This is a genomic window from Aeromonas ichthyocola (genome assembly GCF_046087985.1).
In the GTDB taxonomy this organism is placed as follows: domain Bacteria; phylum Pseudomonadota; class Gammaproteobacteria; order Enterobacterales; family Aeromonadaceae; genus Aeromonas; species Aeromonas rivipollensis.
In genome coordinates this window covers 362,357-387,230 of the sequence record NZ_JBJSWH010000001.1, presented here as the reverse complement: position 1 = coordinate 387,230, position 24,874 = coordinate 362,357, and the positions used below count along the sequence as shown (strand labels likewise).

The window sequence follows — 24,874 nt, the reverse complement described above, 5'->3', positions numbered from 1 at the left end:
AACCTTTTTTCGACTATGGACAGATCATTATTTTCCATTCTGGTATGACTCCGACGGGGGATGAGCACACAACCATGCTGGCCCAACACAGGTGTCGGGCCAGCAGGCATAGGGTGTGTAGTGATAAAGAACACTGAGTTCAGCGTGTGGGGGGCACTCTGACCTTGCCTGCATTTAATTTATGGCACAGGAACTCAATGTTTAAAAAATATTTAACTGCTTGATATTAGGCTGATTGCTTCTACAACTTCAGCGGTGCCAGAGAATAAAGAGTATTCCTATACCACACAAGGGAACTGTTGCCCCCAGTCTAGCTTGGGTTCAGAAAACGGGGAGGAGTTTACCTGTATAAAATAACTGTCGAAAAAAGAGTTTCGAATGGGAAATATTATTTACTGGCTAATGAATAGCTATTTCTGCTGCCAGTAACCGCATGCCGTGGATGATGTGTCCGCCGCACTGAGCTTTGTGTTAATGGGGGCGACGTTTTATCCTATTGGCTCCTGCGCTGCGCTGGCGGCGACTCAACCCGGGATCAAACCTATGCGTCTCCTCAAGCCCTCTCCTGTGTCTCGCGTCCCTCGCTTACTGGCTTCGTTATTGGCGGGGTTGGGGGCTCTGCTGCTGGCAGGCTGCGGCCCGGACACCCCGGCGCCCGCATCCCCCCCAACCGAGGCGCAGCAGGAGGCCGGGGCACCGACCTCAGTGGTGCAGGCCAATGCCCGCCAGTACAGGGACGCCCCGGCGCTGGCATTGGTCTTCTCCGGCCCCCTGACGCCCAAGGCGAACTGGCAGAGTTGGCTCATTGTCAATGAAGGGGGCAAGCAGGTGCAGGGGGAGTGGATCCTGGCCGAAGATGGCCGCACCCTCTATTTCCCGAACGTCCAGCCCGACAAGAGCTATGAGGTGAGTCTCAAGGCGGGGCTGGGCCCATCTCCCCAGCGCTGGACCCTCAAGACCCGGCCGCTGGAGGCGGGGGCCTCCTTTACCGCCAGCGGCATGGTATTGCCCCTGCGCGAGGAGCTGCGCCTGCCCATCAGCGCGGTGAACGTGGACGAGGTCAACATCGACTTCTTCCGGATCAATGCCGAGTATCTGCCGCGCTTCCTGGCCGAGTATCGCCCCGGCGCCGGCATGGGCAACTGGGATCTGGAGCAGGTCACCCAGCGTGCCAAGCGGGTGTTCAGCGGTCGTTATGCCCTGGCGCTCGATGCCAACCGGCGCGAGACCCGCCTCATCAATGTGAAGGAGCCGCAACTGGCTGAGGCCGGGGTCTATTTTGCGGTGATGTCTCCCCTTGGCAACTACGACTGGCGCAAGGAGACCACCTATTTCGCGGTGAGCGACATGGGGCTCAGTGCCCGCCGCTATCGGGATCGACTAGAGGTGTTCGTCAGCTCCCTGGCAACCGCCGACCCCCTCAAGGAGGTGCAACTCTCCCTGCTCGACGAGAAGGGCAACCGGCTGCAGGTGCAGCAGACAGATCCGCGCGGTCACCGGCGTTTCGAGCAGGTGCAAGGGGCCCGCCTGCTGCTTGCCGAGCAGGGCAAGCATCTGGCGGTGCTGCGCCTCGATGGCGCGGCGCTTGATCTCTCCACCTTCGATCTGGGCACCCAGCCCTGGCAGGCCCAGCAGCTCTATCTGTTCAGTGGGCGAGATCTCTACCGCCCCGGCGAGCGGCTCGACAGCGAGATCCTGCTCAAGGGGCAGGATGGCCAGCTGTTGCCCGGCATGGCGGTGGAGCTGGAGGTGAAACAGCCGGACGGTCAGCTGCTGGAGCAGAAACGGCTGCTGCCTGACCCCCTGGGCGCCGCCCACTACGGCCTGCGCCTGCCGCAGGATGCCCCCCTGGGGCGCTGGACCATCACCCTCAAGACATCGGCAGGCAGCCGCTTCGAGTGGCCCTTCCTGGTGGAGGAGTTCCTGCCCGAGCGGCTGAAACTGCAGCTCGGCAAGGGGCCGGATGGGGAATTGCAGAGCCCGGAAGCGGCCCTCACCCTGCCGCTGCAGGGGGACTACCTCTATGGTGCCCCGGCGAGCAGCACCAAGGCGAAGGCGGAGGTAAAGATAAGCCGCGCCACCATGCCCTTCACCCAGTGGCAGGAGTTTACCCTGGGGGACGTGCTGCTCGCCGAGCAGGCCAAGGCGCTCGAACCCGTCAACCTCACCCTCAATGAGCAGGGGCAGGGAGCCTTCTTGCTGCAAGATGAGCTCGATGGCGTGCGTGCCCTCGGGCCGCTGGAGGTGGCCTACCGGGTGTCGCTCTCCGAGCCCGGTGGCCGCGCCGTCAATCGCAGCCGTACCCAGTACGGCTGGCCCGCCGGCAGCCAGTGGCCCGCCCTCAGGGCCGATTTCGTGGCGGAGCGGGCAGAGGGGGGCAAACCGCTGCCTTTCCAGATCCTCAACCTAGACGACAAGGGCCAGCCGGTGGCGGGCGAGGTGAAGGTGCGCCTGGTCAACGAGTACCGCGACTACTACTGGCACTACGCCGACGGCGAGGGGTGGAAGTACGAGTTCAACAGCCAGCCCTATCTGGAGCAGGAGCAGACACTGCAGCTGGACGGCAAGGGGCCGACCCCCCTCAGCTTGCCCTTGGCGGCGGGCTGGTATCGGTTGGAGGTGGAGAACAGCCAGGGCCATCAGTCCAGTCTGCGGGTCGAGATCGGCAGTTACGCTTGGGGTGGCGGTGGTGAGCAGGCGCGGCCCGACAAGATTGCCATCACCCTCGACAAACGTGCCTATCAGGCGGGCGACAAGGCCAAGGTGACCCTGGTCGCCCCCCGTCCGGGCAAGGGGTTGCTGCTGGTGGAAGATGGCGACGGCCTGCTCTGGTGGCAGCGCATCGAGCTGAACGCCGAAGGCGCCGGGCAGGGGGAAGGGCGTGGCGAGTTTGAGATCCCCATCAGCCCCGAGTGGCAACGTCATGATCTCCATATCTCGGCGCAGATCGCCGTCCCTGACAGCGAGTCGAGGCCGGCGAGCAGCAAGGGCATTCAAAGCCTGCGCTCGGTCGGCCTGGTGCCGCTGACGCTGGACCGGGAGGCTCGCCGCCTGCCGCTCACCCTGAGCGCGCCTGATAAAGCGGTGCCGCTCACCCGGCTCGAAGTGACCGCTACCTCCACCCCCAACAGTCAGGGGCGGGTGGTGCTGGCGGCGGTGGACAGGGGCGTGCTCAACATCAGCGACTACAAGCCACTCGACCCGTTCGAGATCTTCTTCGGTCGCAAGCGCTTCGCACAAGACTTGTTCGACAACTACGGTCAGGTGATCCCGCCCCAGGACGGCAAGCTGGCTCGCCTCAACTACGGCGGCGATGCCCCGGCCCTGAAGAAGGGGGGCGCACTGGAGAGCCGGGTCGAGGTCGCGGCGCTCTGGAGTGGCGAGGTGAGTTTCGACGAACAGGGCAAGGCGGTGATCCCGCTCGATCTGCCCAACTTCAACGGCGAGCTGGCGCTGATGGCGTTGGCCTGGAACGAGCAGCAGGTTGGAGAGGCTGAGCGCGCCGTCAAGGTAGTGGCGCCCCTGGTGGCCGAGATCGGCTGGCCGCGTTTTGGTGCTCGCGGGGATCAGACCCGGGCCCTGGTGCAGCTGCGCAATATGAGCGGCGAGGATCAGCGCCTTTCTCTTGAGTGGACCCTGAGCGGCGGCTTGCAGGCGGGGGGTGAGCTGCCCAGCACCCTTTCCCTGAAAAACGGCGAGGAGCAGTGGCTGACCCTGCCACTCACAGTGACAGGCGCCAGCGGCGTAGCAAGCCTGCAACTGGCGGCGAGCGGCAAGGATTTTGCGATAAGCCGCGACTGGTCGCTGCCGCTGCGCTCCCCCTGGCCTGCCCAGACCCGCCAGCGCTACCAGATGCTGGCCCCGGGTCAGCAGATGAGCTTTGCCCAGAGCGAGCTGGCCGGGCTGGATAGCACCAACCTGCAGGGGCTGCTCAGCCTCTCAGGCACGCCGCCCTGGGATCCGGCCGCCCAGTGGCAGGCGCTGGCCGATTACCCCTATGCCTGCCTGGAGCAGACCCTGTCGCGCGCCTGGCCTTACCTGCTGACCACGGCGGATGAGCGTGCCGCCTGGGCCAAACCTGCAGAGGGGAGCAAGCCGGTGAGCGAGGCGGATCTGCAGCGCGCCCTGCTGCAACGCTTGCAGCGGCTGCAACTGCCGAGCGGCGGTTTCGGTTTGTGGGATGGACGCTCCGACGAGGAGCAGTGGCTCACCGCCTATGCCGCCGACTATCTGCTGGCCCGCAAGGAGGCGGGGGATGCCGTGCCGGAGGCCATGCTGAGTCAGGCGTTGAACCGGCTGCAAAGCTATCTCACCGACAGCCAGTACGGGGAGCGCTGGAGCAGTGCCCCCGAGCATAGCCGGCTGGCCTATCAGGCCTACAGCGCCTATGTGCTGGCACGGGTGGGCAAGGCGCCGCTTGCCACCCTGCGCCTCATCTGGGAGCAGCAGGCCGATCACGCTCGCTCCGGTTTGCCGCTGCTCCACCTCTCGCTGGCGCTCTCGGCCATGGGGGATGAGCAGAACGCCGCCAAGGCCCTTGCCCGGGCGCAGGCGACCGAGCGCGGTGAGGATTATCTGGGGGATTACGGCTCTCCCCTGCGTGACCAGGCCCTCGAGCTATCCCTGCTTCGTCAGCACAAGCTGGCCGAGGAGCGCTGGCCAGCGCTGAGCGCCAAGGTAGCCGACACCCTGGCCCATCGCCAGTGGCTCAGCACCCAGGAGCGCCTCGCCCTGCTGCGGCTGGCGCAAGTTGATCCCGCCGCCGACTGGCAGGCCAGGTTGGTATCTACCGATGGCGAGCGCCCCTTTGCCGGCGAGGCCAGTGTGCAGCTCGGCGCCGCGGAGGCGCTGACAGCCAGCGCCGTTACCAACGAGGGCAAGGGCTCGCTTTATGTGCAACGCACTCTGATCGGCTACCCCGAACAAGCTCCTACTCGGTTGAGTCAGGGCATGAGTGTCACCCGCAGCTGGTTCAACGGTGACGGCAAGCAGCTTGATCCGGCCAAGGTACGGGTCGGCGATCTGGTGGTGGTGCGGCTCAATGTGAGTAGCGAATCGGCGGTGCCCGATGCCCTGCTGGTGGAGATGCTGCCGGCCGGTTTCGAGCTGGAGAATCCGGCCCTTGGCAACAGCATCAAGCTGGAAGAGCTTTCGATTGAGGGGAAACCGGCGTGGCAGAGTGAGTGGAACGACTACCTCAAGCATCAGGAGTTTCGTGACGATCGCTACACGGCGGCACTGGATCTGAGTGCGGGGGGCAACCAGCAGCTGGTCTACCTGATGCGGGCGGTGACGCCGGGCCGTTATCAGGTGCCGCCGACCCAGGTGGAGGACATGTACCGGCCTGAGCTGCGGGCCCTGGGGGAGGATATTCATGAGGTGAGCATCTCTGAGTAATCTTCCCTCCCTCGAGCGGGTTCGCCCGCTCACCCTCTGGCGGCGCGGCTGGCTGCGACTTTGTCACGATGGCCGTGTCTGCCTCGTCTGGTTGGGCCGTCTGCCGCGCTGGCTGCGTTTCTCGGTGCTGGGGGCTGTTGCCCTGCTCCTGTCGCTGCTGGCGCTGGATCGCCTCTTCCCGCCGCCACCGCTGGATCCCGCCTACGCGCGGGTGGTGCTCGATATGAAGGGTCGGCCGCTGCGCGCCTTCGCCGACACCAGCGGCGTGTGGCGCTACCCCGTGACCCTGGAGCAGGTCTCCCCCCGCTATATAGAGGCGCTGCTGGGTTACGAGGACCGTTATTTCTGGCGCCATCCCGGGGTCAACCCGGTTGCCATGGTACGCGGGGTTTGGCAGTGGCTGCGCTACGGGCGGGCCGTCTCTGGGGGCTCGACCCTCACCATGCAGGTGGCCCGCCTCATCGAGCCTTACCACAGGAGCGTGCCCGGCAAGCTGCGCCAGATGGCGCGGGCGCTGCAACTGGAGTGGCACTACGACAAGCGCACACTGCTCACCGTCTACCTCAACCGGGCCCCCTTTGGTGGCAATCTGGAGGGGGTGCAGGCGGCGAGTTTCGCCTATCTGGGCAAGAGCGCGGCCAAGCTGACCCACGCCGAGGCGGCGCTGCTGGCTGTGCTGCCCCAGGCCCCCAGCCGTTACCGGCCGGACAGGCACCCCGAGCGTGCCCGCGCCGCCCGCGACAAGGTGATGCTGCGGCTGGTGGCGCAGGGCGCCTGGCCCGAGGCAGTGTGGCAGGAGGGGCGTATCGAGCCTGTGCTGGCCCGCGGTCACTTCACGCCTATGGAGGCGCCGCTCTTTGCCCGGCTGGCGGCTGGCAGCCAGCCGGGGGCCCTGGTGCACACCACCATAGACGGGGATCTGCAGCGCTGGCTGGAGGCGCGGGTGGCGAGCTATATCCGCCGCTTCCCCGAGCAGACCTCCGCCGCCTTGCTCCTGGTGGACAACAGCACAATGGCGGTGCGCGCTTACGTGGGTAGCGCCGAGTATGGCAATCTGCGCCGCCACGGCTACCTCGACATGGTGCAGGCGATCCGCTCCCCCGGCTCCACCCTCAAGCCTTTCATTTACGGTCTGGCCCTGGACGAGGGGCTGGTGCACTCGGCCTCCCTGCTCTCCGATGCCCCGAGATTGGGTTCCGACTATAGACCCGCCAATTTTACCGGTGCCTTTCAGGGGCCTGTGACCCTCACCCAGGCGCTGCAGCAATCCCTCAACGTGCCGGCGGTGCAGGTGCTGGAGGCGCTTGGGGCGGACAAGCTGGTCAGCCGCCTCGACAACGCCGGGGTGCGGCTAGCGCTCTCGGACAAGCCCAACCCGGCCATTGCGCTGGGGGCGGCGGGCATTCGGCTCGAGCAGCTGGTGGCGCTCTACAGCGCCCTCACCCGGCAGGGGCAGGTGGCGATGCCGGTCTGGCTGGCGGGGCAGCAGGCGGTGCCCCGCCCCTTGCTGAGCCCGGGGGCCGCCTGGATCATCTGGCAGATCCTGAGCGCGCAGGGGCGTGCGGATCAGCCTTTTGCCAGCGAGGCGACCGGCCGGGTCAATCGACTGGCCTGGAAGACCGGCACCAGTTATGGCTATCGCGACAGCTGGGCGATGGGGGTCTCCGGTCGCTGGACCATCGGCGTCTGGTTGGGGCGCCCCGACGGCACCCCCATGCCCGGTTTTTACGGCCAGAGCGCGGCGGTGCCACTGCTGCTTTCGGTCTACTCGCGGTTGGCTGACAACAGCCCCCTGCCGGCACAACCCAACACGGTGAGCGAAGCCGAGACCTGCTGGCCGCTGGGGCGCAAAATGAGCGCGACCCTGCCTGAAGCCTGTTTGCAGCGCCAGAGCGCCTGGTTGCTGGAAGGGCGCGATCCTCCCACCTTGCCGGATCCCATGGACTGGCCCTCGCCACTGCGGCTGGTTGCGCTCACTGCCGGGGGCAAGCCGACTCTGACCCGTTGCTCCGATGCGGCGCAGTCGGGCTTCCGGGCACTCTGGCCATTGTCGCTGGAGCCGTGGCGGTCCCCCGGCGAGCGACGGCAGGCGCTGCTGGCCAGCGGCTGCGCTGGGGAGGGGCAGAGTGCCGAGCTGCAGGCCCCCATTCGCATCGTGGCGCTGGGGGAGGGCAATCTTATCCGCAGTCAGCGCTACCGGTTGCAGCCCAAGGTGTTGGGCGGTGTCGGTAAGCCAGCCTGGTTTCTCAATGGTCAGCGGCTGCGTTGGGATGGGGATCAGGTGCTGAGTGTGGCGGGGCGCTACCAGCTGGTGGTGGTGGACGAGGCGGGCAACAGCGATCGCATCGAGTTTCGGCTGGAGAATCCCTCCTGAGGCAGGCGGGTCAGAGGGGCCACCCGTTCAGGGCGACAATATCTTGACGGCAGCCCCTGTGCTGGCGCTGGATCAGGGTTTGACCTGACCCAGCCGGGTGAAGAAGTGCTGACTCTTGCGCTGGTGAAAGTGGCTCTTCTTGATGGGATGGAAGACAAGGTTGCTGCCGGGGTGACTCTCCTTGAGCCTGTGGATCATTGCCATGGCGGGCAATGAGCAGCTGACAAGGGTGGTGAGTGGCAGGCTGCGGGTCTCTGGGCCCAGCAACTGGTTGAGCCCCTGCTGCGCCTGCTCGAAGCGGGCCAGTACGGCAGGGTCGGCGTAGCCGCTGCCCAGCATGGTGAGCAGGGCATCCAGAGCCTGGTGGAAGGCCGCCAGCTGCTGGCGAAAACCGCTGCGCCCGCGCAGGGCAACCAGCTCATCGAAGGAGATCTCGGCGAGGTGAGTGGGCACTTGCAGCGGGATCTCGAGGTGGAAGCAATCCTGGCCGCCCCGGTTGTGGTAGCGGGATTCGAGCAGGTGAAGCAGCCTGTCCAGGTAGTCGTGATCCGTGATGAGGGCCCCCTCATTGGCGAGCGCCCACTCACGGGCGAGGCGCATGGAGAGCAGGTTGGCAAAGCGTCGCGCCATTCTGATCCCCCCCTCATCCCGGGTCGCAAAGCCGTGGCTCAGGCAAAAACCGTGCAGCCGCTCCAGACCCGGCTGGGCGGGGCAGAAGCAGTCGTGGTTGGCATGCTGGCGCCAGCGAGCGATCAACTCCTTGTTGCCAAACACCTTGTGGCGGACGAAATCGGGGGCGATAAGGCCGGTAATCTGATTTTCGATTTGGGGGGTGATGGCGGCAAAGAAGGTTGGTGCCGGCCGCTCGGCCAGCAGATCGCTCTGCTGGCGCAGGGTATCGAGCAGGGCGGTGAGGCCGCTCTTCTCGCTGACGGTGAAGACGAAGGCGAGCCGCTCCAGATAGACAAGAGCAAACTTGAGCCAGAGTTCATCCCGTACTTCCATGCCGGGGTAGTAGATATAGGTCTTCATCGGATCGTCAGTGTTCAAGCCGGTGGCCAAGGCGCAGGCTCGGGAATATACGCAAGATTGCCGCTTTGCGGCAAACATTGTGTGGGAAAATCTGCCGTCACCTGGCCAGTAGGCGCTGGCGCCAAACTTCTGATATAATTCGCGCCCTTAAATCAAGGCCACCCGAGTCAACACCATGAAGTTCATTATCAAGCTGTTCCCCGAAATCACCATCAAGAGCAAGTCAGTGCGTCAGCGTTTCACCAAGATGCTGCAGGGCAACATCCGTAACGTGTTGCGCCGCTTTGACGAAGACGCCCGCGTGCGGATGGACTGGGACAAGCTGGTAGTGAGCTCCCGCAACGATCAGTTCCACACCCAGTATCTCGAGACGCTAAGCTGTATTCCTGGCATCCAGTATTTCCTCGAAGTGAAGCTGAGCAACTTTACCGATCTGCACGACATCTTCGAGCAGACCCGCGCCGTCTGGGGCGATCGCCTGAAAGGCAAGACCTTCTGCGTGCGTGCCCGTCGCGTCGGCAAGCACGACTTCAGCTCCCTGGAGCTGGAGCGCTATGTGGGTGGCGGCCTCAACCAGCACTGTGAAACCGCCGGTGTGCGCCTGAAGAAGCCGGATATCCAGGTCAACCTGGAAGTGGAAAACGACGAGCTCTACATCATCAGTGCCGTCCACCACGGCATGGGCGGCTTCCCCATGGCGACCCAGGAAGATGTGCTGAGCCTGCTCTCCGGCGGCTTCGACTCCGGCGTGGCCTCCTACCAGTTCATCAAGCGCGGCTGCCGCGTGCACTACTGCTTCTTCAACCTCGGTGGCGCTGCCCACGAGATCGGGGTCAAGCAGGTCGCCTATTACCTGTGGAGCAAGTTCGGCGCCTCCCACAAGGTGCGTTTCACCGCCATCGACTTTGAGCCCGTGGTGGCCGAGATCCTCGAGAAGATCGACAACGGCCAGATGGGGGTGGTGCTCAAGCGGATGATGATGCGCGCCGCCGGCCAGGTGGCGGAAACCTTCCAGATCCAGGCCCTGGTGACCGGCGAGTGTGTGGGCCAGGTTTCCAGCCAGACTCTCACCAACTTGAACGTGATCGACCGGGTGACCGACAAGGTGATCCTGCGCCCGCTCATCACCTGGGACAAGCCGGACATCATCAGCGAAGCCCGTCGCATCGGTACCCTGGAGTTTGCAGAGACCATGCCGGAGTATTGCGGCGTCATCTCCAAGAAGCCAACCATCAAGGCAGTGCTGTCCAACATCGAGGCGGAAGAGGCCAACTTCGACTTCGCCATCCTGGACAAGGTGGTGAGCGAGGCCCGCTATCTCGACATTCGCCGCATCGGCGAAGAGACTGCCGCCCAGGTGCAGGAGGTGGAGACCACCCAGGTGCTGGCCGCCAACGAAGTCATCCTGGACATCCGCTCCAGTGATGAGCGCGACGAGAAGCCGCTGGTGGTGGAAGGGCGCGACGTCCTGCACATCCCCTTCTTCAAGCTGGCGACTGCCTTTGGCGATCTGCCCAAGGAGCAGACCTACCTGCTCTATTGCGATCGCGGCGTGATGAGCAAGTTGCAGGCGCTCTATCTGAAAGAGCAAGGCTTTGACAACGTCAAGGTCTACCGTCCCTGATAGCGGTGTGCATGCGCCCATAAAAAAATCCGGCCAAGGTGCCGGATTTTTTTATTTCACATCTTCGGTGACGATCAGGGGCAGGGGACTGGGGTAAAGGTCTCCTGGCCCTGGCAGCGCCAACCCATCTCGGCCTGACGCATCTGCCACAGGTTGTTGCTGCGAAACAGGGTCAGGATGTAGAGCATGTCGCTCTTCTGGCCATCGAGGGCCACCGAGAGCACCAGATCGTTGTCCAACTGCTGGGCATGGATGCGGGTGGGCACGTCTTCATGACCCACGAAGCGGCGAGCCACTTCGCGATAGTCGTTGACCCAGCCCTGCTGACTGCTGCTCGCCTGACGGATCTGCTGGTTGAACTGCTGCACCGGGGTGGATGCCAGGCGCCCGAACAGGGCCTGTGCCCCCGCATGAGCCGCTGCCACCATCATCAGAATCAGCGTGGTAATGAGCCCAAGTTTTTGCATGAGGTAATCCGGCTTGAAACGACCACTCTATGACAACAGAAAAGCGGGCTTGGTTCAATCTTGCCCCTGCAAGGGTGGGATCTCGCCCACCCAGACCCGGTTCAGTTGCGCTGCAACGAGAAGGTCGGCAGGGAGAGATGCCAGTAGATGGCGGCCACGCGCAGGCCAAAAACGGCCGTCATGCAGATGAGCATGGCGGTGACCCTGTCCATGTTGACCTCCAGCGCCAGGGTATAGAGGATGCCCCCCAGGATGCAGGCGGTGGCATAGATCTCCTTTTGCAGCACCATGGGCACTTCCCGGGCCAGCACGTCCCGGATCATGCCGCCCGCTACCCCCGTCATGGTGCCCATGAGCACAGCAATCAGCCCCGAGGTGCCGAAGTTGAGCGCCTTCTGGGCGCCAATCACGGTAAAGAGCGCCAGCCCGAAGGCATCGGCCACCGGCAACACATACCAGGGCATGCGGCGGGGCAACTTGACCATCCACATGCCGATGAGTGCCGTGGCGATGACGACCCAGATGTAGAGGGGGTCGCGTACCCAGAATACCGGGGTGGCGCCCAGGATCATGTCACGTATGGTGCCACCGCCGATGGCGGTCACCGCCGCCAGCACCATGACGCCGAAGCCGTCCATTCTGAGGCGCCCTGCCACCAATACCCCCGAAAACGCGAATACCGCAGTACCAAACATGTCGCTGATGTAAACAATCTGCTCAACCAGTGTCTGCATGGAGAACAACTCACGTCCAATAAATGATGGGGCGGCGATTTTAGGGGCAAGTGAGCCCAATCGCCAACAGTGCTCGACAAAATTGAGAGTCGGGACGGATTTTTTCTCGCAGCACGAACGGTAGTGTCTCATGGCCCCTGCCCCCGCCGTTGGCTAGCTTCAGAAGGTTGAGTCTGTCACTGGTTTTGGGCGTTTTTTTCCTTAAGTTTCCCCGAGAACATGCCGATATATAAGGTAAGCGGCGTTAATGCGATGAAGCGTTGAAAAAAATGCTAAAGACATCCAAAAACGAGCCGTTAAATAAGACGCATCGGGCACAGAAAATAATAAAGCCAGAGCAAATAGAAGAGTAAATTTAATAGCTTAGGAGAATAGTCATGGGCCTGTATATCAACACTAACGTTTCATCACTCAACGCGCAGCGTAACCTGATGAATACGACCAAATCACTGGATACTTCCTACACTCGACTTGGCATCTGGCTTGCGTATCAACAGTGCCAAAGATGATGCCGCGGGTCTGCAAATTTCCAATCGTTTGACCTCTCAGATCAATGGGTTAAATCAAGGTAACCGTAACGCCAACGATGGTATTTCGGGCGCAAACAGCGGAAGGGGCCATGGATGAAGTGACCGGCATGCTGCAGCGAATGCGTACGCTCGCTCAGCAGTCTTCCAACGGTTCTAACTCCGCCAGGACCGGGGCCCTTTGACAAAATAGGTGGAGTTAATGGGGGCTGAGGTCAACCGTATCTCCACCGCGACCACTTTCGCCGGCACCAAGCTGCTCGACGGTTCCTTCGGCGGCACCTTCCAGGTCGGTGCGGATGCCAACCAGACCATCAGTTTCAGCCTGAGTCAGGCAGATGGTTTCAGCATCTCCGGGATTGCGGCGGCGGCGGCAACCACCATTGCTGGTACCGCAGCTGCGGTCGGTATATCAACAGTCTTTGTTGGCGGTAGTGCTGGTGGTATCAGCATCAGCAGTCAGAGCAATGCCCAGAACGTACTGGCGGCTGTTGACTCCATGTTGACCGTGGTCGACAGCAAGCGCGCCGAGCTGGGTGCGGTGCAAAACCGGTTGGACTCCACCATCCGCAACCAGTCCAATATTTCGGAAAACGTCTCGGCTGCCCGCTCCCGTATCCGCGATGCAGACTTCGCCACCGAAACGGCCAACATGACCAAGCAGAATATCCTGCAACAGGCTGCCTCCAGCATTCTGGCTCAGGCCAACCAGCGTCCGCAGTCTGCGCTCTCCCTGCTGCAAGGCTAAGCTGACTGATTGCAAGAAAAAGAAAAGGGCGGTTGTTCAGGCCGCCCTGGTAAGCAAGATGGAACAATGGGGTGTTCGGATTTACGCCTTGTCCTATCGAAAGAGAGTTTCTTTTATTGGTATTACCCCTCGAGTGTTGCGCAGATCGTTCACTCTGTCACCCTCGAGGTTGTTCTCCTGAGCGTAAGCTCTTCTTTGGCCGACATTGTCGGCCTTTTTTATGGGCGCCGATAAACTGGCGACACATAAAACCCAGCATAAAACATGCCAATCTCTGTTGCGCAGACATGCATGAGTCGCGTCGGAGTGTCTCGTGACGACAGGGTTTTGCAGCCACGTCGCCTGGAAAAGGGCTGTTGTCCGTTTTTTGCGTGGGGAGGTTGAATAAATTGCTTAAAGCTTCTGATGGGACTGCCGTTACAGAGGGTGAAGCAAATCGAGGGGTGTTCGGAAAACCAACATTTGCGCAACTGCGGGTCCTGTGTCCGTTCAAACAGGGGGCCCGCCAGATGGCACAGATCGTTCAATCTGTCCATCTGAACGGTGGGACCCTGGCTGCATAGATGCAAACAGAGCCCGCAGTTTCTTGTTCATCAGGAGAAATCTTTTATGGCCATGTTTATCAATACCAACACTTCATCATTGAACGCCCAGCGTAACTTGATGAACACCACCAAGTCGTTGGATACCTCATACACCCGCCTGGCATCCGGTCTGCGTATCAACAGCGCCAAGGACGACGCGGCCGGTCTGCAGATCTCCAACCGTCTGACCTCCCAGGTCAATGGCCTGGATCAGGGCAACCGCAACGCCAACGACGGCATCTCCCTGGCGCAGACAGCAGAAGGGGCCATGGATGAAGTGACCGGCATGCTGCAGCGTATGCGTACCCTGGCCCAGCAATCTGCCAACGGTTCCAACTCCGCCAAGGATCGCGAAGCCCTGCAGAAGGAAGTGGATCAGCTGGGGTCTGAAATCAACCGTATCTCTACCGATACCACCTTCGCGGGTACCAAGCTGCTGGATGGAAATTACAACGGCAGCTTCCAGGTCGGGGCGGATGCCAACCAGACCATCAGCTTCAGCCTTTCCCAGGCGGGGGGGTTTAGCATTTCCGGTATTTCTGCTGCTGCGAACACAACTGTGACGGCAGCGAGTGGCGGTACCCTTGCCGTGAGCACTATCTTCTTGAGCGGCAGTGCCGGTGGCATCAGTATCAGTACTCAGACTAATGCGCAGAATGTCCTGGCCGCAGTTGATTCCATGTTGGGAATCGTCGATGGCAAACGTGCCGAGCTGGGTGCGGTGCAGAACCGACTGGATTCAACCATTCGCAACCAGTCCAATATCTCGGAAAACGTCAGTGCCGCCCGCTCCCGTATCCGTGATGCGGACTTCGCCACCGAAACCGCCAACATGACCAAGCAGAACATCCTGCAACAGGCGGCTTCCAGCATACTGGCCCAGGCCAACCAGCGTCCGCAGTCTGCCCTATCTCTGCTGGGCTAACGATGGACAGTGGCTGATTGAAACGGGAGAGATAAGATGACAACTGAACTCGGTAATCTGTCATCTGCCAATGGCGCTTCCTTACAGCTAAGTGACAAGAGCGGCCAAGTGGCCGCTCAACTGCTTTCTGGTTTAGTGGAAGAAACCTGGTGTTGCACTGCGGAAAAATCAGGATGTGACAAAAACTGATTCCAGCCGGTACAAAGCCAAGCAGAGATTGAAAAACAGGTACAAAATTTGCAAGAATTTGGCTTGCAACAAGGCTGGACGGTTAATTTCAGCATGGAGCAAGACTTGGGGCAGGTGGTGATCAAGGTGATGGACTTGATACCCGATCCGTTATACGGCAAATTCCGAGTGAAGAGCTGCTCGCAATTCACAAGCGGATCCAGGCTCTGCGTCAAGGGCTCCGGTCGCTAACCCGAAGCTTGGCCTGTTGCTGGATAGTGAGAATTTAAATCGAACAAATGAGGAGACGATAACATGGCAATTACCTCTGCCGGTGCGGGTTCTGGGCTTGATCTCGACAAGTGTGATTGCGGCCAGTGTGGCGGCGAAAAAAGCCCAGTTGCAACAACCGATCATCAAAACAAAACAGTACCCAGATCACCTTGTCTGGCATAGGTCAGCTAAATCATCTCTCACCACCTTCACTGACATCCTCGACAAGTTGAGTGCCCCCGGTGCTTTCAACAAACGGGCTATCAACATCACCCAGAGCAAAGATAACCCAGTGATGAAAGCGTGGAGAGCAAGTCTGGCGCCTCCAATGGCCAGTACAACGTCACAGTCAGTAAATTGGCGACCACCAGCCGCCAAGAGGGTATCTTTGATAGTTCCACCACTGCACTGGTCACCCAGGATGGGCAACTGACCTTCAAAGCCGGCGACAAGACGTTCAAGGTTGATGTTAAAGCGGGCGATACCCTGCAAGATATTCGCAAGAGCATCAACAGCAATAGTGACAACTTCGGCCTCAGCGCAAACATTGTTAACACTTCGGATGGTAAGGCAAAACTAATTATTGATTCGGGTATCTCTGGAGATGGCAAGGACTCGACCATCACTGGAAATACAGTCAGAACTTGGGATGTTCTCCATCGGTGCTCCTGGCAGCGTGATGAATCAAAAACATGCCGCGAGCAGTGCCGAAATTATAGTTGATGGCAATACACTAAAAAGTGATACCAATGTTTTTGATGATTCTATTCAGGATTTGAAACTTACGGTATTACGAGTATCTGATAAAGATAGCAGCGGTGATTCTCAAACCTAACAAAGTGGATATATCTACCGATAAATCTTCAATTGAAAGTATGGTGAAACAGTTCATCGATGGCTATAACGCACTTCAGGATAAGATGGACGAGCTGGGCAAGCGTAACAGTATTGTCGGTGGAGTTAGACAAGATGATGGTGGTGCTCTCGCCGGTGATGCCAGTACGCGAACAATTAGCAACTTTATGGATAATACCGTCACAGGAAATGGGTTGAGTACACATATTCAAGTAATTGAAATTGGCATAAAAATGGATAATAAGGGCAAGTTATCTCTAGAAGAAAAATTTGGCCAAGCAGTGGATAAGAATTTCGATCAGGTTGTGGCTCTATTCGGGGTGAATGGCCTTGCTGGTACGTTGAATAAAGGACTTAAAGTATACCAAGTCAGGTGGCATGTTGGCTGTAAGTGTACCGGTGAAGACCGAACGGAGACTTACGGTAACCCAGAAAACCGCAACGGCCAGTGCACAATTGGCAAAATATGAAGCCTCACTGCGTGCCCAATATGGCAGCCTGGATGCCTTGCTGGTCAAGATGAACAACTCGGCCTCTGCATTGTCCAGCCTGCAGACGAATTATCAGAAATCTTGATAGATCGAGAGTATTGAAATATGTACAAGCGCAATATCAAAGCCTATACCGCGGGCAACCTCGCAGCCGATCTGGCCACGGCGGATCCTCACCGTGTCATTCAATTGATGATGCAGGGTTGCCTGGAACGCCTGGCACAAGCCAAGGGCGCCATCGAACGCCAGGACATGGAAGCCAAATCGGTTGCCATCTCCAAGGCACAGGGATTGCTGCATGGTTTGCAGGATGCGCTGGATATGAGTCAGGGCGCCATGGCAGAAGACCTGTATGGGCTTTACGCCTATATGGACGAACGTATCTGGGATGCCAGTCTGGCACGGGACATTGCCCCCCTCGACGAGGTCATGGGACTGATGCTGACCATCAAATCCGGTTGGGATCAATTGCCCGAGGCTGAAAAACAGCAAGGTTTTCAGATGAGACAGCAGCTGGGTGAGCTGTGAGAGCCACTCTCACCGAGCTCGATGACGCACTGCGGGAAAATACCCGCTTGATGGACGCACTATTGCAGCAGCAGCAATATGATGAGGCCCTGCTCTGCATGGATGAGCGGCTGGCGTTGATAGGTCGTCTGGTGCAGTTTGTTCAAGATGACCCTGAACAACAAGAGGCTGTTGCGGTCCTGGCTGGCGAACTGTCCATTCAAGAAGAGAGCACGAAAGCCCTGGCAGCCAGCCATCATCACGCCATTTTCGAACAGCTGACCCACGTTGGGAAAGCCAGCAGGGCCGGGCAAGCGTATCGTGCAAACAGCAAGGAGTTCTGATGCCAGTCAATATTGATGCAGCCCTGATAAAAGCGGAACAGGATGCACTGCGACTTCAGCAGCAAGCGGAGCAGGAAGCTGCCATGAAGGTGGCGTTGCCCCTTCGCTTTGCACAAAATATGGCCGCGTTTCGCCAATATATTCCCCATATCGCTGACATGTATGAGGGCTATCAGCCTGCCCGTCCGTTCAAGTTCTTCTGCAATGAAAACGGTCAACCCAATCTGGCTTGGCTCGACGATGATGTCGCCGTGTACGGCGCCGAACCTTATCTCATCTGTGAGACGCTGGTGAAGGAGTTCATGGAGAAGGGGGGCTTGTCCAGGTTCTCCTTCAGCCAGGAGGCTAATGCGATAGGTTTCGTGCATGTTGATTATCTCAACAGGCTCAATGCCTATCTTGACGACATTTCTACGCGGGAAAAAATGCTCGGCCAGGTGCCCCATGAGGTACCGAGTGCCCTTATCTTCGGGGTGGGTCTGGGGTATCACCTCGGTTATCTCTATGAAAGATGCAAGATCGGTACTCTCTTCCTGTTTGAGCCGGACCTGGATCTCTTCTACGCCTCCTTGTTCTGCTTCGACTGGGCGCCATTGCTGACTTATCTGCATCAGGAGAATCTGGGGCTGCATATTTTGCTGGGGCAGGATGAAGAAACCATTGTCAAGGATTTTGCTTCGGCCATTCACAGCCGCGGCTCTTTCCTGATCGCCAACGCTTTCATCATGTGGGGTTATCAGAACGAGAGGATAAGAAAGCTGATAGAGAAGGTGCAGCAGGAATATTATCTGCTGGTCATGGGGTGGGGCTTCTTCGATGACAATTTGATCGCCCTGTCTCACACCATCAATAATATCGAGCGTGCTGTGCCCTTTTTGAAAAAGGGAGGAAAGGTCCCCGCTGGTTATTCTCGGACACCTGTCTTTATTATTGCCAATGGCCCCTCGCTGGATGATGCCATTGCTGTCATCGAGAAAAACAAAGACCAGGCCCTAATTATCTCCTGTGGCAGCGCGATTTCGGCCTTGCACAAGGTCGGCATCAAGCCGGACATTCACGTTGAAACGGAGCGGACCAAGATAGTCTATGACTTCCTGGTCAACTTGAACGATCCTGATTACCTGCGCGATGTCCTGTTCCTGAGTACGGATGTGATCCACCCCGATTGTGCTTCGCTATTCAATCAATCAGTGCTTGCATTCAAACTCAGCGAGCCCGGGGCGGCGATCTACCATAATTACTTTCCCCATTTGAACGCCTGCGCCGCCCTCGGTGGGGTGAACCCCCTGGTGGGCAATATAGGTCTCAGTGCCCCCATCCACCTTGGCTTTAAAAACCTGTATCTGTTCGGTCTGGATAACGGCTACAAGCACAAGGGGCACCATCATTCCAAACTCAGCTCGTACTATAACAACGAGGAGAGTGCGGGGGCTTTGGGGGAGATGATGTATGGCGATAGTTTGTGGCAACGGGAAGGGAATTTTGGCGGCATGGTGATCAGCAATGCCATGTTTGATACCTCGCGGCGGGTGATGGAGCAAGTACTGGCCACCAACGAAGATGTACGCTGTTTCAATTGCAGCGATGGCGCCAAGATAGAGAAGGCGAGGGCCCTGCCCAGTGCCGAGATAAACCTCTCTATCCCGGTTGAAAAATCCGCTCTGCTCGGGGAAATAGTTGCCTTGTGTGCACCAATTTCCTTGTCAAAGCAGGATGTCGAGTCGTTGCTGGATATCGAGTTCTTTAATATCTTCATCGACAAGATGGTGGCCGAATGGCAACAAGACTTCACATCTCGCAATGAGATAAATCAGCTGATGCTGCGCAACTTTGGCTATCTTGCCCAGATTTCTGCTACACGACAGCAGCATATTGCACAAGTCATGATAGGTTCGATGAACTATGTATTTACCCTGCTGAGCTCCATTCTCTACTCCTTCGAGGGGGAGGAAGAGACGCTGGTGCTGATGAAGCCGGCCATCGAACTCTGGCTGGAGTTCTTGGCGAAAGTCAGAGACATGTATCCCAAGGCGCTCGACAGTGTAGATATGAATGACAATGAACTGATGGCTCTGTTTAGAAAGAAAAGTTAGATACTCTGTCTATAACCTTTTTTAGACAAAAAGCACAGTTCCAAGGGGATAATAGCGAACAGTCAAACACCTTTTTGACTGAATGTTCGTTAATTTGAATATTCAGAGTTGTTCCAAGGTTAGAGGGTCAATATGACTGAAACCCTTCCCCTGACTGGCATTCAATAGTAAGAGGGAGGCATCATGCCTCCCTCGCTTTTTAGCTCTTATACCACGCGGGTTTGGACTCAAATTCGCTTAACTGACTTGCATTAGGCCCTTGGGTCGGTGTTTTTCTATCCCTTGGGATAAGGATTCTGTGCCGCGAGCAGGCGTACATCTTTTCGCAGGATCTGCACCGAGATCAGCGCATCCGGCTCAAGTTCAGCGCCACCGTCGTGATGCTGCACGTGTTCAAACAGGCGATGGTAGCCCGGGTGCCAGCCAAACAACTCTCCGTAATTCATCTTGTAGCTGAAGAGATTGGCGTGATGCTGATAGTCGTTGCGATAGTGGCCGGCCGGGGGATTGAAATCCAGTATGGTCATGAGGCCCCGATCCGTCAGCAGGGCATCACTGCCGGCGGCAATCCTGAACAGATCCTGGGGATCGCACAGATAGAGGCAGAAGCCGAAGATGATGAGATCGACCGGTTCTATTTCGGGCAGGCTGTCCGCTGTTCCCACAGTGAGCTGCAACCCTGGATAGCGGGAGAGCCCATCCTGGATGGCGCTGGCGGACGGATCCACCCCATAGCAACGGGCGCCGTAGTGCTCGGCCAGCTGCGCCAGCCGCCAGCCGTTGGCACAGCCTATCTCCAGGATCCTGGCAGGTTTGCTGCCCAGGTATTCCAGCGCCTTGAAGATGGGGTCACTCGCCAGAGATTTCTCGAGGATGGCGGCCTTATTGCGCTCGTACCACTCGTTCCCTTCCCGGGCCATGAAGACGTTTTTCTGTTGCATCTAGCGCTCCTCGGCAACTTGGGCAATCAATGGCCATGCCAGCGGTGTGCCAGCCTGAATATCCTGGCTTGCACGGCGACCCAGCAGGGAGGGGAGGTGAACCGGGGGTAATCCATCCGCAGGTCGGACGGAGCGGACATTGCGGGAGGTAAAGACCTCTCCGGCTTTCATCGGCTCACAGACGAAGAGTGAGCGGGAGAAGTGCCGGTTTGCCATCGCCTTGTCATTGAGGCTGTAGCAGACCTCCCCCAGGGCTGCTTCAACCTGCCTGATCCCGTCGACCATATGGCAGAACTCGTTCGGTGTCATGGAGAAGGAGGCGTCCGGCCCACCCAGGGCGCGATCCAGAATAAAGTGTTTTTCAATCACGCGAGCCCCCAGCGCCGTGGCGGCCATGGCCACGGCCTCTCCCAGGGTATGGTCGGACAATCCTACCTTCACCCCGAATGTCTGTCGCATATTGGGAATGGTGAGCAGGTTGGCCTCCTCCACCGGGGCGGGGTAGGAGGAGGTGCACTTGAGCAGGGTAATATCCTGATTGCCCATGCGGCGGCAGGCCTGCACGGCCGCATCGATATCGGCCAGGGTCGCGATGCCGGTCGAGATGATCATCGGCTTGCCCTTGCTGGCCGCGTATTCGATCAGGGGAATGTCGGTGATTTCGAACGAGGCGATCTTGTAGAGGGGAACATCGAGGTCTTCCAGAAAATCGACTGCTGTGACATCAAAGGGGGTGGAGAAGAAGACCAGCCCCTCTTTCTGCGCCTCGGCCTGGATGGCGGCATGCCACTCCCAGGGGGTATAGGCCTCCTGATAGAGCTTGTAGAGCGTGGTGCCATCCCAAATGGTGCCCTGATTGATCTGGAAATACTCATTGTCGCAATCCAGGGTGATGGTGTCGGCCGTGTAGGTCTGGATCTTGATGGCATCGGCACCACATGCCTTGGCCGCGCGTACCGTCGCCAGCGCCGTCTCCAGGGAGTGGCCATGGTTGGCAGACAGTTCGGCGATGATGAAGCAGCGATCCGGATTGATGGCGCTCGCCATGGCTTGGGTCATGAATGTGTCCACTCCTGTTCAGTGATCCCCATCAGCACGAGATCGACATGGTTTGTTGTTTGGGGGCGATAGACCGCCTCCCGCCAGGCGCCTTCATGGCGAAAGCCTGCTCTCAGATAGGCTTGAATGGCTCTTTCATTGTCCGCTGCGACCTCCAGCTTGAGACTGTGCAGATGGGCGACCTCGAAGGCGAGCCGGTTGACGGCGGTCAGTAGACGCGCGCCAAGCCGTTTCTCGCTGCGCCAGGGATTGCGATAGATCCCGAGCCAGGCCAGGCGATTGTGCCAGTCCAGCCGGTGCAGGGCGAGTACCCCCAGGAGCCCTTGAGGGTCCTGGCAGAGGTAGTTCAGGTTGCGGGTCTCCTGCTGTTGGCGTGCCATGAAGGCGCGATGCGCCTCCAGGCTGATGTCACCTCCGGTGTTCATCCAGCGTGCAATCTCCGGATGGTTGCGCATCTGCCAGACAGCCACTAGCTGCTGCTCGTCCAGCATGGAAAAAGGGATGAGGGTGACATCTGCCAGCTCGAAGCGCCGCTGCAGATCTATCTCTGGTTGAGCCATGAGAGGGCCTCCAGGGTGCCGTTTCCTGCCATCAGCGCTTGCAGCCTGTGTGCTCGTCTGGTGCGTTCATCCGGTGCAGCCAGTCTTGCCAGCCCTTGTTCCAGCCGGGAGAGCAAGCCGGCATCATGCCACCAGCCGCCCGGGAGGAAGGCGTCCGGCCCGCACCAGCCAGCCAGCTGGCTGGCCTGGTTGTCGGCAACGCCGATGAGCAGGCCCGGCAGACCGCAGCGCGCCAGCTCATAGGTCACCTGTCCTGCACTGCTGATGGCCAGATCGCAGCGACACATGAGAGCGGCCATCTGGTTGGCATCGAGGCGGTGATGTTGCCTAGATCCCGACAGTCGCGGATCGTGCTCCCGGATGACGACGTCCAGCGCCACCTCCGGACAGTGCTGGCGTAGCCAGGTGACCAACCCGGGAGTCAGGTCGCGCACGTCGGTTCCCCCCATGATGATCAGGATGCGCTCGATGCGCTCGGGAACCCGGGTTCGGGCGGGAACGGACCAGAACGGAGGGCGCAGGGGTTGCCAACCCGGTCCCCACTGCCAGAGGGCGGCACCGCACTTGTTGCCTGGGATTCCGGGGCTGGCATGGATCACCATCCCCTCTGGATAGTCCAGGCGCTCGGTGTCATCGAGGTAAATCACCCGCACAAACCCCGCCGCTATGCTCTGCAGTGTCGTCAGGCTCGCCGAATAAGAGTCGACAATGGCGACTGCCTGCTGCGGGGAGATGGGCTCTTGCTGCCAGTTGCCCCAGCGAACGGACTCCTCCTTGAGCATGGTGCTGGCCAGCTCATCGCCCTCGACCACCCAGTGGACAGTGCCGCCCTGTTGCCGCCAGGCGGCGGCATAGGCGCTGCAGCGACTGAGGTGACCCAGACCCCGCCCCTTGTCCCCTTCGCTGAAAATCCACAGGGGCAGCACTCAGCGCACCTTGAACACCGGCTGGATCGGCTCGCCATCCAGAGATTGGTGAATGGCCTTGTCGGCATCCAGACGGATAAGCGCTGGCAGCACCTCGGCATAGACGCTCAACAGGGTGTGAACGTCCTGCTCGCTGTGGGCGAGGTTGAGGTTGTGGCTGCCGAGGCTGAGAATGCCCCGCTTGCACAACTCCTGGATGAAGTAGCTTTTCAGCAGCCAGCTGGAGTGGTTGGCCGAATCGCCGATCAGCAGGAAGCTCCAGCTCGGGTGACCGGCGCTTTGCAGCCAGCTCGGGGCGTTTATTTGTTGCAGCAGTGCGTTGAGCCCATCGAGCAGTTGCTGGCCCCGCTCGGCCAGTCGTGCTGGCACGTCGAGCCGGCGCATCTTCTTGATGACGGCGTTGGCTGCCGCCAGGGCGATGGCATCGCCGCCAAAGGTGCCGGAGAAGAAGATATCCTCCATGCGGCACATGTACTGGCGGCGGCCTACCACGGCGGAGATGGGGAAGCCGTTGGCCATGCCCTTGCCAAAGGCGGCCAGATCCGGCGTGACGCCGAACAGGGTCTGGGCACCGCCGAGGTGGAAGCGAAAGCCGGTGATAGTCTCATCGAAGATGAGCAGGGCGCCGTGCTCATCACACAGCTGGCGCAGGCCGGGCAGAAACTCGGGGGTGGGCCAGGCGACGTTCATGGGCTCCAGGATCACGGCGGCAAATTCGCCGGGATGGGCCTCCAGCTGGGCCTTGAGGGAGCCCAGATCGTTGTAGTCGAAGCGATGGGTCAGTTCGCGTACGCACTCGGGCACCCCCAGATGGCGAGTGGTGGAGCCGATGTACCAGTCCTGCCAGCCGTGGTAGCCGCAGACGGCGACTCGCTCCCGACCGGTAACGGCGCGGGAGAGGCGGATGCAGGCGGAGGTGGCATCGGTGCCGTTCTTGCCAAAGCGCACCATCTCGGCACAGGGGATAAGCTCGATCAGCTGTTCGGCCACCTCGGTTTCCAGCCGATGGGGAAGTGAGAAGATGGAGCCCAGATTGAGCTGCTCCAGTACGGCCTGGTTCACATCCTGGTCGCAGTAACCCAGGCTGATGGCCAGCAGACCGCTGGCAAAGTCCAGATAGTCGTTGCCATCCACGTCCCATACCCTGGCGCCCTGGCCGCGGTCGATAAAGAGCGGTGCGGCGCCATAGGGGAAACAGAGGCGACTTTTGGAGAAGGTTTGGGAGCCCAAAGGAATGCTCTGTTCCGCACGTGCCGAGAGAGCCAGTGAATGTTGATAACGTGAGGTCATATGTGCTTCTCCTTGGCCAGCGAGGTTAGCCAATCCTTCGTTGCGCTGGTGCCGGGTATTCAGTGTTGCCAGCTCCGGCTGCTGCGCCAGCAGGGCGAGGATATCGTCTGTGGTGAAGGCGGGCTGGAGGAGAGAGCGGCGGTAAATGCGCTCTACCAGTTCAAAATCGGCAGGCTCATCGACGGTCCAGCGCAGGTGGGCCAGCGAAGGGTGCGGCTCAGTGTCCCGATGGAAAACTGCTCGGGATGACAGCGAACGTAATAGGTGACATGTTCGCGCTGGGCCGGGGTGTGTGGCTTTTTCCAGCAAGGTTGAGGGTCGCTCCTGCTCAGGATCTCCGCATCCAGTCCGTCCGGGTAGCTGGGATCCCAGCAGTTGCTGCTGTAGTCATAGCCGCCGGTCAGATGAAGCTCGATGAGCTCGTCGATGAGGGCGGGATCCGCGAGGGGGCAGTCGCCGGTGAGCCTGACAATCTGGCTGGGGCCAAAGGGTTGTGCCGCCAGATGAAAGCGCTGCAGCACATCGTTCAGGGGGCCGCGATAACAGGGAACATCCAGCTCTGCGCAGAGGGCCGCTATGGCCAGGTCGTCGGCCTGGTCACTGGTGGCAACCACCAGCTGATCCAGTCTGGCCGAGCGCTTGAGCCGTTCAATCTGGCGGGCGAGCATGGGGGCGCCTAGCAGGGGCTTGAGCACCTTGCCCGGCAGCCGGCTGAAGAACCAGTTCTGGCCTGCAGAATACCCAAGATCATCGTGTTCTCCAGAGTCCGGGGTTGATAAGGCCCTGCTCTATAGACGCCAGCGGGGCAATATCGGCCTCGTTGCTGATCCGCGCATGTAATGACTGGCTGATACGATAGCGGCCAGCTCCTGGGCATGGCACACACCGACAACAAAGCGGCTTACCTGTGGTAGGGCCGTCATGATGGAGAGGGCTCTGCCAAGCGGGGCCATCG

General features: G+C 59.7%; 20 protein-coding genes and 1 pseudogene. 12 read left to right on the top strand and 9 right to left on the bottom strand.

Going from position 1 to position 24,874, the window contains the following annotated elements; translation table 11 throughout:
* Positions 1-543: 543 nt before the first annotated feature.
* Positions 544-5,397 (top strand): alpha-2-macroglobulin family protein, encoded by a 4,854-nt coding sequence (locus ACF2JD_RS01735; protein ID WP_440986636.1) that lies wholly within the window; start codon positions 544-546, stop codon positions 5,395-5,397.
* A gap of 52 nt (positions 5,398-5,449) precedes the next feature.
* Entirely contained in the window at positions 5,450-7,771 is a 2,322-nt protein-coding gene (pbpC, locus tag ACF2JD_RS01730; RefSeq protein WP_440986872.1) for a penicillin-binding protein 1C, read from the top strand.
* 72 nt (positions 7,772-7,843) lie between these two features.
* On the opposite strand, the gene ACF2JD_RS01725 is transcribed toward pbpC, so the two are convergent.
* Complete coding sequence (locus tag ACF2JD_RS01725) at positions 7,844-8,803, bottom strand: hypothetical protein (RefSeq protein ID WP_440986635.1); 960 nt, start codon at positions 8,801-8,803, stop codon at positions 7,844-7,846.
* 175 nt (positions 8,804-8,978) lie between these two features.
* Here ACF2JD_RS01725 and thiI point away from each other — a divergent pair, with 175 nt between their 5' ends.
* Entirely contained in the window at positions 8,979-10,427 is a 1,449-nt protein-coding gene (gene thiI, locus ACF2JD_RS01720; protein ID WP_440986634.1) for a tRNA uracil 4-sulfurtransferase ThiI, read from the top strand.
* 74 nt (positions 10,428-10,501) lie between these two features.
* Here thiI and ACF2JD_RS01715 read toward each other — a convergent pair whose 3' ends face one another.
* Both ACF2JD_RS01715 and ACF2JD_RS01710 read right to left on the bottom strand, forming a co-directional pair.
* On the bottom strand, positions 10,502-10,894 hold the full coding sequence (locus tag ACF2JD_RS01715; protein ID WP_005326432.1) for a hypothetical protein: 393 nt from the start codon (positions 10,892-10,894) through the stop codon (positions 10,502-10,504).
* A 101-nt stretch (positions 10,895-10,995) separates the two neighbouring features.
* Complete coding sequence (locus ACF2JD_RS01710; protein ID WP_025326511.1) at positions 10,996-11,628, bottom strand: trimeric intracellular cation channel family protein; 633 nt, start codon at positions 11,626-11,628, stop codon at positions 10,996-10,998.
* A 377-nt stretch (positions 11,629-12,005) separates the two neighbouring features.
* On the opposite strand from ACF2JD_RS01710, the pseudogene ACF2JD_RS01705 reads away from it, so the two are divergent.
* The 9 genes and pseudogenes from ACF2JD_RS01705 to ACF2JD_RS01665 all read left to right on the top strand — a co-directional run bounded on the left by ACF2JD_RS01705 (position 12,006) and on the right by ACF2JD_RS01665 (position 19,143).
* A pseudogene (locus tag ACF2JD_RS01705) lies at positions 12,006-12,903 on the top strand (flagellin N-terminal helical domain-containing protein).
* Between the two features lie 609 nt (positions 12,904-13,512).
* The gene (locus tag ACF2JD_RS01700; RefSeq protein WP_025326513.1) at positions 13,513-14,412 is read left to right on the top strand and encodes a flagellin N-terminal helical domain-containing protein; all 900 of its coding nucleotides are present in this window, start codon (positions 13,513-13,515) and stop codon (positions 14,410-14,412) included.
* Between the two features lie 36 nt (positions 14,413-14,448).
* Positions 14,449-14,601 carry a hypothetical protein gene (locus ACF2JD_RS01695; protein WP_440986633.1) on the top strand — a complete coding sequence of 51 codons (153 nt, stop codon included), beginning with the start codon at positions 14,449-14,451 and terminating at the stop codon, positions 14,599-14,601.
* Positions 14,602-14,649: 48 nt separating this feature from the next.
* Positions 14,650-14,832 (top strand): hypothetical protein, encoded by a 183-nt coding sequence (locus tag ACF2JD_RS01690; protein WP_440986632.1) that lies wholly within the window; start codon positions 14,650-14,652, stop codon positions 14,830-14,832.
* Between the two features lie 324 nt (positions 14,833-15,156).
* Positions 15,157-15,576, top strand: coding sequence for a flagellin hook IN motif-containing protein (locus ACF2JD_RS01685; RefSeq protein ID WP_440986631.1), 420 nt, complete (start codon positions 15,157-15,159; stop codon positions 15,574-15,576).
* A 95-nt stretch (positions 15,577-15,671) separates the two neighbouring features.
* Positions 15,672-16,178 (top strand): flagellar filament capping protein FliD, encoded by a 507-nt coding sequence (gene fliD / locus ACF2JD_RS01680; protein WP_440986630.1) that lies wholly within the window; start codon positions 15,672-15,674, stop codon positions 16,176-16,178.
* Between the two features lie 126 nt (positions 16,179-16,304).
* Positions 16,305-16,727 carry a flagellar export chaperone FliS gene (gene fliS / locus ACF2JD_RS01675; protein ID WP_025326517.1) on the top strand — a complete coding sequence of 141 codons (423 nt, stop codon included), beginning with the start codon at positions 16,305-16,307 and terminating at the stop codon, positions 16,725-16,727.
* A gap of 50 nt (positions 16,728-16,777) precedes the next feature.
* Positions 16,778-17,050, top strand: coding sequence for a hypothetical protein (locus ACF2JD_RS01670; RefSeq protein WP_440986871.1), 273 nt, complete (start codon positions 16,778-16,780; stop codon positions 17,048-17,050).
* Positions 17,050-19,143: a 6-hydroxymethylpterin diphosphokinase MptE-like protein gene (locus tag ACF2JD_RS01665; protein WP_440986629.1), complete on the top strand. Its 2,094-nt coding sequence runs from the start codon at positions 17,050-17,052 to the stop codon at positions 19,141-19,143. Before ACF2JD_RS01670 ends, ACF2JD_RS01665 begins: the two co-directional genes overlap by 1 nt.
* A gap of 275 nt (positions 19,144-19,418) precedes the next feature.
* On the opposite strand, the gene ACF2JD_RS01660 is transcribed toward ACF2JD_RS01665, so the two are convergent.
* From ACF2JD_RS01660 to ACF2JD_RS01635, 6 genes are all read right to left on the bottom strand, one after another.
* Positions 19,419-20,084 carry a methyltransferase domain-containing protein gene (locus ACF2JD_RS01660; protein WP_440986628.1) on the bottom strand — a complete coding sequence of 222 codons (666 nt, stop codon included), beginning with the start codon at positions 20,082-20,084 and terminating at the stop codon, positions 19,419-19,421.
* Entirely contained in the window at positions 20,085-21,143 is a 1,059-nt protein-coding gene (gene pseI / locus ACF2JD_RS01655) for a pseudaminic acid synthase (protein WP_440986627.1), read from the bottom strand.
* On the bottom strand, positions 21,140-21,703 hold the full coding sequence (pseH, locus tag ACF2JD_RS01650; RefSeq protein WP_440986626.1) for a UDP-4-amino-4,6-dideoxy-N-acetyl-beta-L-altrosamine N-acetyltransferase: 564 nt from the start codon (positions 21,701-21,703) through the stop codon (positions 21,140-21,142). The genes pseI and pseH overlap by 4 nt, the downstream gene beginning before the upstream one ends.
* Positions 21,685-22,629 (bottom strand): hypothetical protein, encoded by a 945-nt coding sequence (locus ACF2JD_RS01645; protein WP_440986625.1) that lies wholly within the window; start codon positions 22,627-22,629, stop codon positions 21,685-21,687. Before ACF2JD_RS01645 ends, pseH begins: the two co-directional genes overlap by 19 nt.
* Positions 22,630-23,919, bottom strand: a complete 1,290-nt coding sequence (locus tag ACF2JD_RS01640; RefSeq protein WP_440986624.1) for an aminotransferase class III-fold pyridoxal phosphate-dependent enzyme — start codon at positions 23,917-23,919, stop codon at positions 22,630-22,632.
* Between the two features lie 152 nt (positions 23,920-24,071).
* The gene (locus tag ACF2JD_RS01635; protein WP_440986623.1) at positions 24,072-24,614 is read right to left on the bottom strand and encodes a cytidylyltransferase domain-containing protein; all 543 of its coding nucleotides are present in this window, start codon (positions 24,612-24,614) and stop codon (positions 24,072-24,074) included.
* Positions 24,615-24,874 lie beyond the last annotated feature (260 nt).

Excerpts from the sequence above, each read along its gene's own strand:
- ACF2JD_RS01735 (WP_440986636.1), top strand. The coding sequence starts at position 544 with ATGCGTCTCCTCAAGCCCTCTCCTGTGTCTCGCGTCCCTCGCTTACTG.
- ACF2JD_RS01725 (WP_440986635.1), bottom strand. The coding sequence starts at position 8,803 with ATGAAGACCTATATCTACTACCCCGGCATGGAAGTACGGGATGAACTC.
- thiI (WP_440986634.1), top strand. The coding sequence starts at position 8,979 with ATGAAGTTCATTATCAAGCTGTTCCCCGAAATCACCATCAAGAGCAAG.
- ACF2JD_RS01715 (WP_005326432.1), bottom strand. The coding sequence starts at position 10,894 with ATGCAAAAACTTGGGCTCATTACCACGCTGATTCTGATGATGGTGGCA.
- ACF2JD_RS01710 (WP_025326511.1), bottom strand. The coding sequence starts at position 11,628 with ATGCAGACACTGGTTGAGCAGATTGTTTACATCAGCGACATGTTTGGT.
- ACF2JD_RS01700 (WP_025326513.1), top strand. The coding sequence starts at position 13,513 with ATGGCCATGTTTATCAATACCAACACTTCATCATTGAACGCCCAGCGT.
- ACF2JD_RS01695 (WP_440986633.1), top strand. The coding sequence starts at position 14,449 with ATGACAACTGAACTCGGTAATCTGTCATCTGCCAATGGCGCTTCCTTA.
- fliS (WP_025326517.1), top strand. The coding sequence starts at position 16,305 with ATGTACAAGCGCAATATCAAAGCCTATACCGCGGGCAACCTCGCAGCC.
- ACF2JD_RS01670 (WP_440986871.1), top strand. The coding sequence starts at position 16,778 with ATGGACGCACTATTGCAGCAGCAGCAATATGATGAGGCCCTGCTCTGC.
- ACF2JD_RS01665 (WP_440986629.1), top strand. The coding sequence starts at position 17,050 with ATGCCAGTCAATATTGATGCAGCCCTGATAAAAGCGGAACAGGATGCA.
- ACF2JD_RS01660 (WP_440986628.1), bottom strand. The coding sequence starts at position 20,084 with ATGCAACAGAAAAACGTCTTCATGGCCCGGGAAGGGAACGAGTGGTAC.
- pseI (WP_440986627.1), bottom strand. The coding sequence starts at position 21,143 with ATGACCCAAGCCATGGCGAGCGCCATCAATCCGGATCGCTGCTTCATC.
- pseH (WP_440986626.1), bottom strand. The coding sequence starts at position 21,703 with ATGGCTCAACCAGAGATAGATCTGCAGCGGCGCTTCGAGCTGGCAGAT.
- ACF2JD_RS01640 (WP_440986624.1), bottom strand. The coding sequence starts at position 23,919 with ATGACCTCACGTTATCAACATTCACTGGCTCTCTCGGCACGTGCGGAA.